This is a genomic window from Streptomyces sp. NPDC026092, assembly GCF_040638605.1.
In the GTDB taxonomy this organism is placed as follows: Bacteria; Actinomycetota; Actinomycetes; order Streptomycetales; family Streptomycetaceae; genus Streptomyces.
In genome coordinates this window covers 42587-58614 of sequence record NZ_JBEZYN010000034.1, presented here as the reverse complement: position 1 = coordinate 58614, position 16028 = coordinate 42587, and the positions used below count along the sequence as shown (strand labels likewise).

Sequence of the window (16028 nt, the reverse complement as noted above, 5' to 3'; positions counted from 1 at the left end):
TGTTGTTGGTCACCCGGATCGTGTACGTGGCCTGGTCACCGATACTGATCGTGCCGGGCCCCGTCTTCGTCACCGACATGTCCACCGAAGGCGGCTGGGGCGTGCCGCTGATCGAGTAGCGGGCCAGGGCGTGGCTGTCGCTGCCGTTGCCGGAGACGACGATCCTGCCGTCGGCCTGCAGGGCGACCGCGTGGCCCTCGTCCCAGTTGCCCTCGAAGTCGGTGGTCACCCGGCCTCCGGTGCCGAAGCCGGTGTCGAGGGAGCCGTCCGTGTTGTAGCGGGCGAGCGCGAAGTCGCCGGTGGCGTCGCCCACGACGACGACCTTGCCGTCCGTCTGCTGCGCCATGTCGTTGCCGACGGTGCCGTTTCCGGGGAACGCGGTGGTCACCGTACCGTCCCCGCCGAAGGTCGGGTCCAGGGAGCCGTCGCCGTCGTAGCGGGCCACCGCGAACCGGGAGTTCACCCCGGTCCCGTCCGAACCGGCGGCGACGATCCTGCCGCCGGCCGCGAGCGCGACGCCCTCGGCGGAGGTGCCGAACGGGGTGGCCACCTGGCCGTTGTCGCCGAAGGTGACGTCCCGGCCGCCGAACTCCATGAAGAGGCGGACGAGACCGAAGCCGGCGGGGCTCGAGCCGGCCCCGACGATCGTCCCGCCGCCGTACACGGTCAGGTCGTGGATCTCCGAGTCGCCGCCCTCGAAGGGGAAGACGGCCTTGCCTGAGTTGTCGTCGCCGAAGACGTCCAGGCCGCCGGAGGCGGTGAGGCGGGTCACCATGGCGTCGCCGCCGAAGGAGCCGCCGATGAGGATGTTGTCGTCGGTCCCCATGAGCACGGCGTGGCCGACGGTGGGAACGTCCTCGCCGAAGCTGGTGACGACCTTGCCGTCGCCGTCGAAGGTGGTGTCCAGGGAGCCGTCCGCGTGGTAGCGGGCCGCCGCGAGCTGGGGCCGGCCGGTGTCGGGGGTGTCGCTGCGGCCCACCGCGACGATCTTGCCGGGGCCCGCCAGGGTCAGGGCGTGGGCCTCGTCGTTGGTGAATCCGCCGAAGTCGGTGGCGACGATGCCGTCGCCGCCGCCGAAGGTGGTGTCGAGGGTGCCGTCGGCATTGTGGCGCACCACGTAGAAGTCGTTGGGGCCGTCGAAGTCGAAGCCGGTGGAGAGGCTGACGATCTTGCCGTCGGGCTGGATCACGACGTCCCGGTTGGTCTCGACCGCGGCCAGGTCGCTGATGACCTTGCCGTCGCCGCTGAAGGTGGGGTCGAGGTCGCCGGGGGCCGCGTTCGCCGCTCCGGGGAGGCTCACGACGAGCGCGAGGGCCATGGCGCCGGCCGCGACGGCGATGCGCCCGGCCCGGCTCGTTGGGGAATACAGGGGCTTGAGTGACATTCCGTCCGCTCCGTCTGTCGGTACCCGGGGGCTCCCGGGGCCACAGCTTTCTGTGGCCCCGGGCTCTTCCGGCTCACGGCATGACGGGGCTGCGCCCACTGGTCCTCGGGTTCCACTCCCAGGAGTGAGAGCGGGTACAGACCGAGCGGCCTTACGGGCGGGGGACGTTGCGCAAGTTGGAGCGGGCCATCTGGAGCATGCGGCCCACCCCGCCGTCCAGGACGATCTTGCTCGCGGAGAGGGCGAAGCCGGAGACCATCTCGCGGCTGATCTTCGGCGGGATCGACAGGGCGTTGGGGTCGGTGACGATGTCGACGAGGGCCGGGCCCTTGTGCTTGAAGGCGTCCTTGAGGGCGCCCGCGAGCTGCTTGGGCTTCTCGACGCGGACGCCGTAGGCGCCGGCCGCGCGGGCGACGGCGGCGAAGTCGGGGTTGTGATTGGTCGTGCCGTACGACGGGAGACCGGACACCAGCATCTCCAACTCGACCATCCCGAGGGAGGAGTTGTTGAACAGGACGATCTTCACGGGGAGTTCGTACTGGACGAGGGTGAGGAAGTCGCCCATCAGCATGGTGAACCCGCCGTCGCCGGACATCGAGATCACCTGGCGCCGGCGGTCGGTGAACTGGGCGCCGATGGCCTGCGGCAGCGCGTTCGCCATCGAGCCGTGCGAGAAGGAGCCGATGATGCGGCGGCGGCCGTTGGGGGTGATGTAACGCGCCGCCCACACATTGCACATGCCGGTGTCGACGGTGAACACCGCGTCGTCGTCGGCGAGTTCGTCCAGGACCGAGGCCACGTACTCCGGGTGGATCGGGACGTGCTTCTCGACCTTGCGGGTGTACGCCTTGACCACTCCTTCGAGCGCGTCGGCGTGCTTCTTCAGCATCTTGTCGAGGAACCGGCGGTCCGACTTCGCCCGCACGCGCGGGACGATGCAGCGCAGCGTCTCCCGTACGTCGCCCCAGACCGCCAGGTCGAGCGTGGAGCGCCGCCCCAGACGCTCGGGCCTGACGTCCACCTGGACGATCTTGACGTCGTCCGGCAGGAAGGCGTTGTACGGGAAGTCCGTGCCGAGCAGGATCAGCAGATCGCACTCATGGGTGGCCTCGTAGGCCGCGCCGTAGCCGAGCAGTCCGCTCATCCCGACGTCGAACGGGTTGTCGTACTGGATCCACTCCTTGCCGCGCAGCGCGTGGCCCACCGGCGCCTTGACGCGCTCGGCGAACTGCATGACCTCCGCGTGCGCCCCGGCCGTGCCGCTGCCGCAGAACAGCGTCACCCGATCGGCCTCGTCGATCATCCGCACCAGGGCGTCGATCTCCTCGTCACCCGGACGGACGGTGGGCCGGGAGGTCACGAGGGCCGTCTGCAAGGCCTTGTCGGGGGCGGGCTCCGAGGCGATGTCGCCCGGGAGCGACACGACACTGACCCCGCTCTGGCCGACGGCGTGCTGAATGGCCGTCTGGAGGAGCCGGGGCATCTGGCGCGGGTTGGAGATCAGCTCGCTGTAGTGGCTGCACTCGGCGAAGAGCCGGTCCGGGTGGGTCTCCTGGAAGTAGCCGAGGCCGATCTCGCTGGAGGGGATGTGCGAGGCGAGCGCGAGGACCGGGGCCATCGAGCGGTGCGCGTCGTACAGGCCGTTGATCAGGTGCAGGTTGCCCGGGCCGCAGGAGCCGGCGCACGCCGTGAGACGGCCGGTGATCTGCGCCTCGGCCCCGGCGGCGAAGGCCGCGACCTCCTCGTGCCGGACCTGGATCCAGTCGATGTCGGGCGTACGGCGGATGGCGTCGACGACGGGGTTCAGGCTGTCGCCCACGACTCCGTACAGGCGCCGGACGCCCGCCCGGACGAGGATGTCGACGAACTGTTCTGCGACGTTCTGCTTGGCCATGGATCCATCAACCCATGGGGCGGACCGTTACGCCTCCCAGACTGCTACCCCTGTGCGGTCGTCGGCGTACCCCTTCACCCGGAGCTGGGTGTCGGCGAGATAGGCGGCGAGCCCGGGCGGCTCGGCGGACGCCCAGCGCTCGGCCAGCTCCTTGGCGAGGGCCGGTTCGCCGCGGATCGGCTCGGCGAGACCGTTCGACGCGAGCAGGAGCGTGTCGCCGGGTCGGGCGACGGAGGCACGGAAGCGGAACGGTTCGGCGGGCGGCGGCAGAGGGTCCTCGACGAAGGGGGCGCCGGGCGGCCCGGGTACGCCGAGCCTCATGGTCAGGCGGTCGCCCTCGGCGGTCTCCGACGGCGGGGAGCCGAAGCCGACGACCGGGGCTCCGCTGAGCGCGGCGGGCTCCGGGAGCAGCGGCTCGATGTCCTGCCAGGCGCCGTCGCGGAGCCGGAAGAGGCCGCCCGCGCCGATGCCGAAGAAGACCCGGGTGCGGCAGTCGGGGTCGGCGGAGAGCAGCAGGCAGCGCAGGGTCGCGGTGTACTCCTCGGGCTCCACGCCCAGTTCGGCGGCGCGGGCGCGCAGCTTGCCGAACGTACGGTCCGTGAGCCGGTGCAGCCCGGACTTCAGGTCGCCCCGGCGGCCGGATCGGATGTCCTCGGAGAGCCGGGCGTGGCTGCGGCCGACAGCCTCGGCGATCCAGCGGCAGGCGTCGGCGGCGGCGAGGTGGCCGCCCTCGGCGGACCGGGCGCCGCTGGCCACGGCGACGAGGACGAGCGCGGCCTCCTCCTGCCCGAACCGGGCGGTGAGCAGGGCGTCTCTGCGGGGTTCGCCGCGGTAGCGGGCGGAGTCGCCGCGCTGGGAGGCGGCGCGCAGGGTGTACGAGCCGTAGCGGGCGCCGTCGAGGACGGTGTCGGCGACCAGCTCGCCGAGCTCGCCGGGCCGGGCCACGGGCAGCGCGGTCGGCTCGGCCTCGTACGTGGGCGGTCTGTTGCCGATGTGTGCGGTACGGGGGCGCGGCAGCGGCGGGAGGGGCGACTCGGGCACTTCGGGCTCGGGGAGGTCCACGACGAGCGTGGCGTCGGCGTCGGCGTCGGTGGGCGCGTCCGGGTCGGGGGGCTCCCAGGGAGCCCGGGGCGGGCGCGCCACCGGGGGCGCCTGGCGCGTCACCGGCGGCGCCGGGTCACCCGCCGTCGTACTCGGCGTCGGGGGCGTCCTCGTGCCCGTCGTCGCACGTGACGCGGAGTCGAAGCGGTCGTCGAGCGTGTCGCCCGTGGCTGTCGGTGCCGTCTCCGGCACCGACTCGTCGTAGAGCTTGTCCCACCAGTTGTCCCCCTGCTGAGTCATGCCCTTATTGTCCACCGCGCGGGCCGCCAGAAAACGGGACATGCCGAAAAAGAGGTCCGCCGGGCGACCCCACCCCCCACGGGAAGGACGCCCGGCGGACCGGCGTGATCAGCGCACGTCGTAAGCGCGGACCACGGTCTGGGTGACGGAGTTGCCGTTGGCGTCCGTCAGTTCGGTCTTGAGCGTGACCGGCTTGCCCGCCGCGCCCGCGTGGTTCACGGTCGCGGTCCAGGTGCCGGCGCGCTGCGAGACCCGCGCCTCCGTCCAGGTCGTTCCTCCGTCGTAGGAGTACGAGAGCCTGGCCGAGGTGAGCGCGGCGGGCGTGTAGCCCGCGTGACCCGTCGCGGTGAGGCCGATCTGCTGGCCGTCGGTCGCGGCGAGGGTCTTCAGTCCGTCCTCCGGCAGGTTGTACCGGGGGAAGAGAATCGGGATGCCTTGAGAGTAGACGTTCTCGTCACGCTCGGAGGTGAATTTCCATACCGAGTTGACAGATGTGGAGCGGTTCCACACCTTGCTGCCGATCTTCATGGTGTTCTGTTCGAGCGTGTACGTACCGCGCTCGGACGGGATGTCGAAGACACCGAACGGCCATCCGGTCTCGCCGAGCACCTCACCGTCCTTGCTGAGCCGGAGGTTGCCGATGTCCCCGAAGGATCCGGGCTGGGCGTAGTGGGTGTTGTCCCCCCACATGGAGTCGGCGAACCCTATGAGGTTCCCCTGACGCTCGGCGACGAGGACGGGCTTGCCGGCGGCGTCCAGCGGGGCGGTCGGGGCGATGACGCCGTCGTACCAGCGTTCGGTGCGCTTCTCCCCCGCCTTGTAGGCGTGCTTGGCCCCGATCATGAACTCGCCGAACGGGAAGCTGGAGGAGAGGACCGTCTCCCACTGGGTGTCCCCGGTCGTGTAGTACTCCGTCCTGGTGCCGGGCGCCGGGACGGCCTCGATCGCGCCGAAGTAGACGGCGGTGCCGTTCGGCCGGTAGGCCGCCGGGCTGTCGATGAAGTCGGTGGCGACGCCCATGGAGCCGTAGGTGGACTCGGTGCGGCCCAGCTGTCCGTCGCGGACCCGGTAGGTCTTGTCGTCCCGTACCTGACCGGACTCGGGGAAGGCGAGGTTGTAGAGGTACGGGCTCTTCGCGGTGGCCTTCCAGGAGAGGGTGACCTCGCCGGCGGAGAGCTTGGCCAGGAGCGCCGCGCTCTCGGCGGAGCCGACGGCGAGGACCGGGAACCCGGCGCCGGTGAAGCCGGCCGTCGGGTACCAGCGGGCGGTCGACGTGCGGTACGCGAGGACCGCGACGGCTCCGGCGGCCTTGGCGTTCCGGGCGACGGTGGCCGCGTTGGTGGAGGTGTCCGGGAAGCGGACCAGGGCGATACGGCCCTTGACGCCCGCGGCCGTCAGTTCCTCGGGGGTGCCGGTGCCCGCGTCGACGAGACCGGCGGTGCCGGTGCCGTCGAGGTTGTCGGAGCCGAGGGAGGCGGTGACCGGGTGCAGGACGGTGCCGTCGGCGGTCTTCAGCTCCGCGATCTGCGGGGCGGCGGTGCGCCAGTAGCTGCCGAACTCGAAGTCGCCCTCGTCGGCGCGGCCTTCGACCGAGGCGTAGTAGCCGCGGATCGAGCGGGTGCCCGCGGCCGTTCCGGCGTGCATCCAGGTGTCGTCCCAGGAGCGGGCGAACGCCAGGGTGGTGCCGCGCTGTTCACCGGGCTTGTCGGTGCTGACCGACAGCTTGTGGGCCTTGCGGGCGTCGAGGACGACGGTGGTGTCCTTCTTCACCTCGATCTGCGGGCGGGCCAGGTAGCTGAGCGAGTCGTTCAGTGTGGCGCCCTCGCCCGTGTCGGGGGTGGTGACGAAGGAGGAGAGGAAGTAGCTGCCGGGCCGGACCTGGAAGACCTGGTCGGTGGCGCCCTCGTTGAAGCGGCGCTCGCCGCTCGCGTCGTCGGTGCCGATGAGGTCGACGGAGGACGCGCCGTCGGCGGGCCTGCCCTGACGGTCGATCAACTTGACGCGCAGGGTGACGGTTTCGGGCTGGACGTAGAGGGAGAACGGCGTCGAGACGTGCAGCCCGTCACGGCCGGTGGCCACGACGCGTCCGGTGACGTCGCCGTACTGCGCGCGCTCCAGGTGTGCGGTCGGGTCCACGTGGAGCGGGACCTCGACGGTCGCGCCGGCCGGGACGGTGACCGTGCGCTTGCCGAGCTTGGCCACGGACGAGCGGATGCGGGAGCCGTCGTTGCCGGTGACCTTCTCGACGTCGAGCGTCAGGGTGACGGCCTTGCCGGAAGTGTTGGTGTACGGGACGGAGACCGTGGTGCGGTCGCTGCTGTCCTGGGGCCAGTTGAAGGTGCCGCCCTGGACGGCGTCGGCGCCGAGGACCGTCTGGTCGATGGCGGCCTTGACGTCGAGCCGGCCGCCGCCGACCTCGCGCACGTCGCCGGGGACGTCGCTCTCGGCGGAGGAGACGAGCACGGCCTTGATCTGCTGCCCCGTCCAGTCGGGGTGCCGCTGCTTGACGATGGCGGCGGCGCCCGCGACGTGCGGGGTGGCCATCGACGTACCGGACATGGACTGGTACGCGTACACGCCCCGGCCGCCGACGGCGGCGGCGGAGATACCGACGCCGGGCGCGGCGATCTCCGGCTTGAGGGTGTGGTTGACGATCGTCGGGCCGCGGCTGGAGAACGACGCGGTGGAGTCGTCGCGGTCGGTGGCGCCGACGGTCAGCACGTCGGGGGCGCAGCCGGGCGAGGAGACGGTGTTGAGAGTCGGGCCCGAGTTGCCGGCGGCTATGACGAACAACGTGCCCTTGTTCTGGGCGAGTTCCTGCGCCGCGACGCTCATCGGGTCGGTGCAGTCGGTGGGTACGGAGCTGCCGAGGCTCATGGAGACGACGTCGGCGCCCTGGCCGACGGCCCACTCCATGCCGGCGATGATCCAGGAGGCGGCGCCGGAACCGGAGTCGTTGAGCACCTTGCCGTTGAGGAGGGCCGCGCCGGGCGCGACGCCCTTCTTCTTGCCGCCGCTCGCCGCGCCGGAGCCGCCGACGGTGGAGATGGTGTGGGTGCCGTGGCCCGCGCGGTCCTCGGCGGTGTCGGAGTCGGTGAAGTTCTCCGAGGCGACGATCCGGCCCTTGAGGTCGGGGTGCTCGGTGTCGGCGCCGGTGTCGAGGACGGCGACCTTGGTGCCGGTGCCGTCGAAGCCGGCGGCCCAGGCCTCGGGGGCGTGCACCTGCTTGGTCGAACGCTCCAGGGTGGCCTCGACCTTGCGGTCCAGCCAGAGCTTCTTCAGGCCGGTCGCGGAGCGGGCGGCGGGGGCGTACACGTCGGCCCAGAAGGTGGCGGCCTGCTTCTTGTCGGCCTTGAGGGCGACGCCGTCGACGGCCTTGAGGACCTGGCCGCGCCGGGCTCCGCGTGGGGCGGCGGGGACGGAGCGGGCGAGGTCGGAGCCGTAGACCGCGATGAGCGGCAGCGTCTGGGTGCCCGCGTCGTCGTAGCCCTGCCGGACGAGGCCGGTGACGTTGAAGAGCTCCTCGTCGACGCGGCCCGCGGCGAGGGCGGCGGTGACGCCCTCGGGGTAGACGTACAGGTCCTGGCCCGAGCGGCGGGTCTGGACGAACGGAACGGTCCCGTCCTCGCGGGGCAGCGCGGTGGCGGCCGGGTTCCCGGCGGCGTCACGGGTGACCAGGACCCGGTCGCCGGTGACCAGCGTGACCGTGGCGGTCCGGTCGCCGGCGCGGGCGCCGTGCGCCTCGCTGCCGACCAGCGGTCGATTGCCGGTCGGGTCGTCCTGCGGCACGGCGGCCGTGGACGGCGCGACCGCGGTGACGGCCAGGACGGCGGCGGTCGCCGCTCCCAGGGCCGTACGCGAAATCGGGCGCATCGCTCTCCCCATCTGATTCCGGCGCAAGGGCGGGCAAAGGCCCCGTGCCCGGAGGCTGTTGGTGCTGCGGTGGCGCCACATTGGCAGAGGTGAGGGTGGTGCAGGGATGATGGGCGCGGCGGGAATGCGCCGTGGCCGATTCCCGCCAGGGCACCAACGGAACGAATGCGTCCGGTGAACGTCAGGGGAATGTCCGGGACGTCCCAGGACGTCCGGTGAGGGGTGGGGCAGCGATGCTGGGAGCGATAGGGCTCGACGAACGGCAGGAGTCCGCGTACCGGGCGCTCGTCGCGCTGGGCGCGGCCGAGGTGACGGATCTGGCGCACCGGCTCGCCCTGCCGGAGACGGACACCGAACGGGCGCTGCGGCGCCTGGAGTCGCAGGGGCTCGCCGCGCAGTCCTCGGCGCGGACGGGACGGTGGGTCGCGGCGCCCCCGGGGGTGGCCCTCGGCGCGCTGCTGACCCAGCAGCGGCACGAGCTGGAGCAGGCGGAGCTGGCGGCGGCGCTGCTCGCGGAGGAGTACCGCGCCGAGGCGGCCGAGCCGGCCGTGCACGACCTGGTGGAGGTGGTGACGGGCGCGAGCGCGGTCACGCACCGCTTCCTCCAGCTCCAGCTCGGCGCGACGGAGGAGGTCTGCGCGCTGGTCACGGGGAAGCCGATCGCGGTGACCGGTATGGAGAACGACGCGGAGGAGCTGGCGGCCGTGCGGGGCGTGCGCTACCGCGTGGTGGTCGAGCGGGAGGTCCTGACGCTGCCGTCGGGGATCGTCGAGCTGTCGGCGGCGCTCGGCCGGGACGAGGAGATCCGGGTGGTGGACCGGGTGCCCACGAAGCTGGTGGTCGCGGACCGGACCCTCGCGATGGTCCCGCTGACCGGCCGGGGCGCGGAGCCGGCGGCGCTCGTGGTGCACGCGAGCGGGCTCCTGGAGTCCCTGATGGGCCTCTTCGAGGCGGTCTGGCGCGACGCGCTGCCGCTGCGGCTCGGCGCGGGCGCGCAGGTCACGGAGACGGAGGCGCCGGGCCCCGACGCGACGGACCTGGAGGTCCTCTCCCTGCTCCTGGCCGGCATGACGGACGCGAGCGTGGCGAAACAGCTGGACCTGGGCCTGCGCACGGTGCAGCGCCGGGTGAAGGGCCTGATGGAGCTCTCGGGCGTGACGACCCGCCTCCAGCTGGGCTGGCACGCGTACGAGAAGGGATGGGTGGCGCGGGGGTAGGCGCGGGGCGAGGCGCGCCGGGCGGGTTGGCCCGAGGCGCGCAGGGCTCGGTCGGGTGCCCCGTCCGTACGCCGCGACCTGCGAGGAGATCATGGGTCCTGCACGCTGGGCAGATGGGTGTGTGGCAGCTGTTGCTCGTCGCGATGGTGATGCTGCTCGGCCTGTTCGGGGTACTGGCTCCCGGCGTGCCGGGGCCGTGGCTGGTGTGGGCGGCCATGCTCTGGTGGTCGCTGCACGAACAGAGCGGGCTCGCCTGGATCCTGCTCGTCGCCTCGACCGCGCTGCTCCTGCTCACCCAGGTGGTCGTATGGCTGCTGCCGCAGCGCCGGATCCGGGGCGTGGGGATCACCCGGCGCATGGTGACGTACGCCGGCGTCGGCGCCTTCCTCGGCTTCTTCCTGGTCCCCGTGCTCGGCGCGATCCCCGGTTTCATCGGCGGGATCTACCTCTCGGAGCGGCTCCGCCTGGGCGGCCACGGCCAGGCCATGGCCTCCACGCGCACGGTGATGCGGGCGGCGGGGACGAGCATCCTGGTCGAGCTCTTCGCCTGCCTGCTGATCGTCGGCGCGTGGGTGGGCGCGCTGATCTGGGGCTGAGGACCTAGGTCGTGTCCGCCGGAGCGCCGATGCGCTCGTCGCGCCCGGCGGGCGATGCTGGCCGTATGAGGGATTTCGAGGGCTTCGACGCAGCCGAACTCGCCTACCTCCGGACGCAGCGGCTCGCCCGGATGGCCACGGTCGACCCCGCGGGCCAGCCCCAGGTCAACCCGGTCGGCTTCTTCCCGCAGCCGGACGGCACCGTCCTGGTCGGCGGGCTCGCCATGGGCAGGACGAAGAAGTGGCGCAACCTCGTGGCCCACCCCAAGGTGGCCCTGGTCGTCGACGACCTGGCGAGCGTACGGCCCTGGCGGGTGCGCGGGGTGGAGATCCGGGGCGTGGCCGAGCTCCTGGTCGGGCCCCACGAGCTCGGCCCGCACTTCAGCGAGGAGGTCATCCGGATCCACGCCCGCCGGATCCACAGCTGGGGTCTCCCGCCCGAGGGGGCTACTTCGGAAGATCGATCTGGTACTTGATGAAGCCGGTGTCGCGGGCGACCTTGTCGTACAGGTGGCGCGCGGTGGTGTTGGAGGCCTGCGTGTTCCAGTAGACCCGGTCGCAGCCCTGCTCCCGCGCCCACTCCGCGACGGCGGCGATCAGCGCACGCGCGACGCCCCGGCCGCGCGCCTCGGGGTCCGTGAAGAGGTCCTGGAGGTAGCAGACGTCCGGCCCGGAGGTGCTGGGGTGGACGAGGAAGTGGGTGAAGCCGACGACCCGGCCGTCGTGCCGCGCCACGCGCGCGTGGACACGGGTGCCGTCCTGGAATGCCTTCCAGGCCCGCTCGTACAGGGCGTCGGGCTCGCTGCGCCCGTAGAAGTCGATGTACGCGCGGAAGAGGCGCTCCCAGGCGTCGCGGTCCTCGGGTCGGAGCAGGTCTGTGCTGATCATGGGCTCATCATGCCGGTACGGGTGCGAGCTCCAGGTACCGGTACGCGTACGAGCGCCAGGGCCGCCACGCCTCGGAGCCGCCCCCCGGGTCCACATCCGGGTCGCCGAGGGCCCGCATCCGGATGAGGGCGGCATGGCCGGCGGTGACGCCGGGGACGGCGCGCAGGGCCTGCTCGGCCTCGTCGCGGTCGGCGCCCGGGTCGAGGCGTACGGCCCCGGTGGTGAGCGCGGCGGCGAGCGGGCCCGCCTCCGGGTGGTCGAGGAGCGCGGCGGGCTCGGGGAAGAGGTGGGTGAGGGTGCCGCAGGCGGTCTCCAGGGGCGTGCCGTGGGCCGGGACGAGGCGGGCCGCCTCCTCGGGCCCTGTCACGGTCCGGAGCGCGAACTCCTCCGGGTCGGCCGCGCCCGGCGACCGGAGGCCGGGGCGGGCGGCGACCGCCTCGGCGAGGACGGAGTCCGGGGCGGCGCCGAGGTGCTCGGCGACGGCGTAAGGGTCGGCGTCCAGGTCGAGGAGGCGGCGCAGCCGCTGCACGGCGGTGGTCAGGTCGCGCAGGTCGGTGAGGTGGATCCGGGCCTCCAGCCAGGGCCCGGCGGAGCGCTCGTCGACGGAGACGAGGCCGGTGCCGTACGGGAGGCGGAGCGTACGGCGGTAGGTGCGGGCCCCGGGGGCGCCGAGCACCTCCTCGACGCCCGGCAGGGCCTCGGCGGCGAGCAGGTCGAAGACCTCGCGGGCGGCGTACGGTCCCCGGTGCGCGAGCCGCAGCGGCACCCCGGCGGCGAGCGCGGTACGGGGCCCGGCGCCGGTGCCGGCCTCGGAGCGCAGCTCGGTGGGGGTACGGGCGTAGATGCGGCGGATCGTGTCGTTGAACTGGCGCACGCTGGCACTGCCGGACGCGAAGGCGATCTCGGTGACCGAGAGCCCGGTGGTCTGCAGGAGCAGCCGGGCGGTGTGGGCCCGCTGGGCGCGGGCGAGGGCGACGGGGCCTGCGCCCAGCTCGGCGGTGAGCAGGCGCTGCACCTGGCGGGCGCTGTAGCCGAGCCGCCCGGCGAGGCCGGGCACGCCCTCGCGGTCGACGACCCCGTCCCCGATGAGGCGCACGGCGCGGCCGACGACGTCGGCGCGGACGTTCCACTCGGCGGAGCCGGGCACGGCGTCCGGGCGGCAGCGCCGGCAGGCGCGGAAGCCGTGGCCCTGGGCGGCGGCGGCCGTCGGGAAGAACGTGACGTTCTTCCGCTTGGGCGTGACGGCGGGGCAGCTGGGCCGGCAGTAGATGCCGGTCGTCTCGACGGCGAAGAAGAACGCGCCGTCGAAGCGGGCGTCCCGGCTGCTGACGGCCTCGTACCGCCGGTCGGATTCCTGTTCGCTCACGCTGTCCACGTGTTCCAGTGTGCGGGAGCCCAGGAGGCGCGGCTGGCGGTTTTCGGACACCGCGCTGCACCGCGCTCCCCGGGACTCCCCAGGTCCCGCTACCAGCCCGAGTGCCGGCCGCGGCCACCCGAGCCGCCCCGCTTGGCCTCCATCGCCGCACGGCCTTCCGCGCCCTTGCGCTTCCAGTCCTTGAGGATCTCGGAGCGCAGGCGGGCGTCGGTCTTGGCGACGATCCGCTGGTTCTCGCGGAGGAGCTTGCGGTAGCTCTCCAGCCGGCGGACCGACAGGGAACCGTCCTCGACCGCCGCCGTCACGGCGCAGCCGGGCTCCGCCTCGTGGGCGCAGTCGTGGAAGCGGCAGTCCTGGGCCAGGCTCTCGATCTCCGAGAAGACCTGGCCGACGCCGGTCTCGGCGTCCCAGAGCCCGACCCCGCGCAGACCGGGCGTGTCGATGAGGACACCGCCTCCGGGCAGCACGAGCAGGTTGCGCGTGGTCGTGGTGTGGCGGCCCTTGCCGTCCACGTCGCGGGCGGCCTGGACGTCCATCACGTCGTCGCCGAGGAGCGTGTTGGCGAGCGTGGACTTCCCGGCGCCGGAGACGCCGAGCAGCACGCTCGTACCGCCCGCCACGAGCGCGCGGAGGACGTCGAGCCCCTCGCCGGTCGCGGAGCTGACGGGCAGCACCTGGACGCCCGGCGCGACGGTCCGCACGTCCTCGACGAGGTACGAGAGTCCGACCGGGTCGGGCACCAGGTCGGCCTTGCTGAGCACGACCACCGGCTGGGCACCGGACTCCCACGCGAGGGCGAGGAAGCGCTCGATGCGGCCGAGGTCCAGCTCGACGGCGAGCGAGACGGTGATGATCGCGTGGTCGACGTTGGCGGCGAGGATCTGCCCCTCGGACCGCTTGGAGGACGTGGACCGCGCGAAGGCGGTACGGCGCGGGAGGAGGTGCCGTACGTACCGGGGATCGCCGTCGCGGTCGACGGTGGCCCAGTCGCCCGTGCAGACGACCTTCAGCGGGTCCCGGGGCACGACGAACTCGGTGTCGGCCCGGATGATGCCGAGCGGGGTGACCAGGTCGCACTGGCCCCGGTCGACCCGCAGGACGCGGCCGGGCATGAGGTCCCACACTTCGTACGGGGCGAAAGCGGCCTCCCAGCCCTCGTCCCAGCCGTACGGGGTGAGGTCGTGCGAGGTCGAATCCTGAAGATCCTGAAGAGAGGAGGAAGACAAGGGGTGGCCCTTCACAAGGGTGGCCCCGGCACGCGCCCCATGGGCACGCAGAAAGCAGAGGGAAGGTCAGCCGGAGACCACGGGGGTGGGAACGATGAACTCCTGAATGCGGGCACAGCCCGTCACCATGACAGTCATCAATGTCCTCACCTCCTGTTTCTTCTCAACGAACCGACTCAGCCCGCCCCCTCGGGAGCGGATGAGCGAAACCCTAGCCCCGCCCCAGGACACGGCACCACCGATTAAATTCCTCCGGATAAGGTGCAACCGGCTCCGGAGACCGGAGCCGGTACATCAGACGAGGTGGGGGAAATGCCGAAGCACCGGCTGTCCAGAAAAGGCCGTTACGTAGCGCTGGCGACGACGGCCGTCGCGGTCGTGGCGGGTGCCGGGGTCGCGGCGCAGTCCTCGATGGCGGCCACGCCGTGGCCGGCGCAGAAGACGTACACGGGCCGTGCGTTCGACGCCTGCACGGCGCCTTCGCTCACTGCGATGAAGGCGTGGAAGAAGGACGCCTACTACGGCGGCGTCGCCGTCTACATCGGTGGGAAGAACCGCGGCTGCGCCCAGCCCAACCTGACCAAGACCTGGGTGAAGTCGGTCGACACGCTCGGCTGGCGGGTCGTCCCGCTCTACGTCGGCGCCCAGCCGCCCTGTCAGAAGAGCGGGAACAAGGAGCGGTTCACCGCGGCCACCGCGACCTCGGTCGGCGCGAGCAACGCCGCCGACGCGGTCGCCAAGGCCTCGGCGCTCGGCATGAAGCCCGGCAGCCCGATCTACCTCAACATGGAGCCGTACAACACCGCCGACAAAGCGTGCAACGACGCGACCCTCGCCTACGTGCGGTCCTTCACCAAGACCCTGCGCGCCAAGACCTACCGCTCCGGCCTCTACGGCTTCAGCAGCTCCAGCGCCAAGGCGATCGCCACGGCGAAGGACCGTACGGACCTGCCGGGCAACCTCTGGTACGCCCTGTGGAACGGCCAGGAGACCACCACCAAGGACTGGCCCTGGGACCCGAAGCTGTACACCGGCCACAGCCGGGGCCACCAGTACAAGGCCAACAGCAAGGAGACCCGCGGCGGCCACACCATCACCGTCGACCGCAACGCGTGGGACGCCCCGGTCGCCATCATCGGCTGACGAGCGGCTTCCGGATCGGCGGTGTCTCGTCCCTTCGTCCAGCCACCCAGGAGGCTCGGGCTCGTGAGGGGATCGTCCATCTGCCGGAGCGCGGCGGACGGCGAGGCCATCCGGCACTCGTGCCTCGATCAGCCGGCAGCCCGGCACGACGCTCCTGGCGTCAACGTGCCTGGTTTGACGCGCTCTTGACGCTGCGTTCGCATCCGCTCGCTCCACCATGACCGTCCTGAAGAGTGTCGAACCGCGCCCACGAGGGAGTGTGCTGCCATGGATGGCGTCGCTGTCGGAGCCGTCATCACCGTCGTCTGTGTCCTGCTGGTGTTGCGCAGCGGACTGCGGGTGATCAATCAGATCGAGCGAGGCGTGGTGTTCCGCTTCGGTAAGGCGCTGCCGGGGCATCGGCAGCCCGGCATCACGCTGCTCATCCCCTTCGCCGACCGGATGCGGAAGGTGAACGTACAGGTCGCGACCCTGCCGATCCCGACGCAGGAGGGGATCACCCGGGACAACGTCTCGGTGAAGGTCGACGCCGTCGTCTACTACCGGGTCGTCGATCCCGCGCGGGCCGCGATCGAGGTGCAGGACTACGCGTTCGCGGTCGGGCAGGTCGCCCAGTCCTCCCTGCGGTCGATCATCGGCAAGAGCGATCTGGACGACCTGCTGTCCGACCGGGAACGGCTCCACGAGGGGCTCGCGCTGATGATCGACAGTCCGGCCGCCGGGTGGGGCGTCCACATCGACCGGGTCGAGATCAAGGACGTACAGCTGCCGGAGTCCCTGAAGCGGTCGATGTCGCGGCAGGCCGAGGCCGAGCGTGAGCGGCGTGCCAGGGTCATCACCGCCGACGGCGAGTTCCAGGCGGCGCAGCAGCTCGCCAACGCGTCGCGGATCATGGCGGACACGCCCGAGGCGATGCAGCTGCGGCTGCTGCAGACGGTCGTGGAGGTCGCCGCCGAGAAGAACTCCACGCTCGTCATGCCCTTCCCGGTGGAGCTGCTCCGCTACTTCGACCGGGCCGCCCGGCAGTTCGACCAGCCCCAGGAGCCTGCGGGCGGCACGCTCCCCGAGCAGCGCGCTCCCGGGGAGTAGGC

General features: G+C 72.2%; 12 protein-coding genes. 5 read left to right on the top strand and 7 right to left on the bottom strand.

Annotated features, from left to right (window positions below):
• The 4 genes from AB0F56_RS34650 to AB0F56_RS34635 form a co-directional block, all read right to left on the bottom strand.
• Window positions 1–1384: delta-60 repeat domain-containing protein (locus AB0F56_RS34650; RefSeq protein ID WP_362017094.1), on the bottom strand; the 1384-nt coding region annotated here is incomplete at its 3' end.
• 151 nt (window positions 1385–1535) lie between these two features.
• The gene (locus tag AB0F56_RS34645) at window positions 1536–3278 is read right to left on the bottom strand and encodes a pyruvate dehydrogenase (protein ID WP_362017092.1); all 1743 of its coding nucleotides are present in this window, start codon (window positions 3276–3278) and stop codon (window positions 1536–1538) included.
• Between the two features lie 27 nt (window positions 3279–3305).
• The gene (locus AB0F56_RS34640) at window positions 3306–4619 is read right to left on the bottom strand and encodes a protein phosphatase 2C domain-containing protein (protein WP_362017090.1); all 1314 of its coding nucleotides are present in this window, start codon (window positions 4617–4619) and stop codon (window positions 3306–3308) included.
• A 108-nt stretch (window positions 4620–4727) separates the two neighbouring features.
• Window positions 4728–8492, bottom strand: coding sequence for a S8 family serine peptidase (locus AB0F56_RS34635; RefSeq protein ID WP_362017088.1), 3765 nt, complete (start codon window positions 8490–8492; stop codon window positions 4728–4730).
• A gap of 233 nt (window positions 8493–8725) precedes the next feature.
• Between AB0F56_RS34635 and AB0F56_RS34630 the strand changes: the two genes are divergently transcribed.
• From AB0F56_RS34630 to AB0F56_RS34620, 3 genes are all read left to right on the top strand, one after another.
• Entirely contained in the window at window positions 8726–9709 is a 984-nt protein-coding gene (locus AB0F56_RS34630; protein ID WP_362017086.1) for a helix-turn-helix domain-containing protein, read from the top strand.
• A gap of 113 nt (window positions 9710–9822) precedes the next feature.
• Window positions 9823–10305, top strand: a complete 483-nt coding sequence (locus tag AB0F56_RS34625) for a DUF456 domain-containing protein (RefSeq protein WP_362017084.1) — start codon at window positions 9823–9825, stop codon at window positions 10303–10305.
• Between the two features lie 65 nt (window positions 10306–10370).
• Window positions 10371–10781, top strand: coding sequence for a PPOX class F420-dependent oxidoreductase (locus AB0F56_RS34620; protein ID WP_362017082.1), 411 nt, complete (start codon window positions 10371–10373; stop codon window positions 10779–10781).
• Here AB0F56_RS34620 and AB0F56_RS34615 read toward each other — a convergent pair.
• The 3 genes from AB0F56_RS34615 to rsgA all read right to left on the bottom strand — a co-directional run bounded on the left by AB0F56_RS34615 (window position 10753) and on the right by rsgA (window position 13794).
• A complete protein-coding gene (locus AB0F56_RS34615; protein ID WP_362017080.1) occupies window positions 10753–11193 on the bottom strand; it encodes a GNAT family N-acetyltransferase in 441 nt (146 codons plus the stop codon). The genes AB0F56_RS34620 and AB0F56_RS34615 overlap by 29 nt on opposite strands.
• A 7-nt stretch (window positions 11194–11200) precedes the next feature.
• Window positions 11201–12568 carry an AlkA N-terminal domain-containing protein gene (locus AB0F56_RS34610; RefSeq protein WP_362017078.1) on the bottom strand — a complete coding sequence of 456 codons (1368 nt, stop codon included), beginning with the start codon at window positions 12566–12568 and terminating at the stop codon, window positions 11201–11203.
• Window positions 12569–12657: 89 nt separating this feature from the next.
• Window positions 12658–13794 (bottom strand): ribosome small subunit-dependent GTPase A, encoded by a 1137-nt coding sequence (gene rsgA, locus AB0F56_RS34605; RefSeq protein WP_362017076.1) that lies wholly within the window; start codon window positions 13792–13794, stop codon window positions 12658–12660.
• Between the two features lie 312 nt (window positions 13795–14106).
• On the opposite strand from rsgA, the gene AB0F56_RS34600 reads away from it, so the two are divergent.
• Both AB0F56_RS34600 and AB0F56_RS34595 read left to right on the top strand, forming a co-directional pair.
• Window positions 14107–14937, top strand: coding sequence for a glycoside hydrolase domain-containing protein (locus AB0F56_RS34600; protein ID WP_362017074.1), 831 nt, complete (start codon window positions 14107–14109; stop codon window positions 14935–14937).
• 267 nt (window positions 14938–15204) lie between these two features.
• A complete protein-coding gene (locus AB0F56_RS34595) occupies window positions 15205–16026 on the top strand; it encodes a slipin family protein (protein WP_362017072.1) in 822 nt (273 codons plus the stop codon).
• Window positions 16027–16028: the final 2 nt, after the last annotated feature.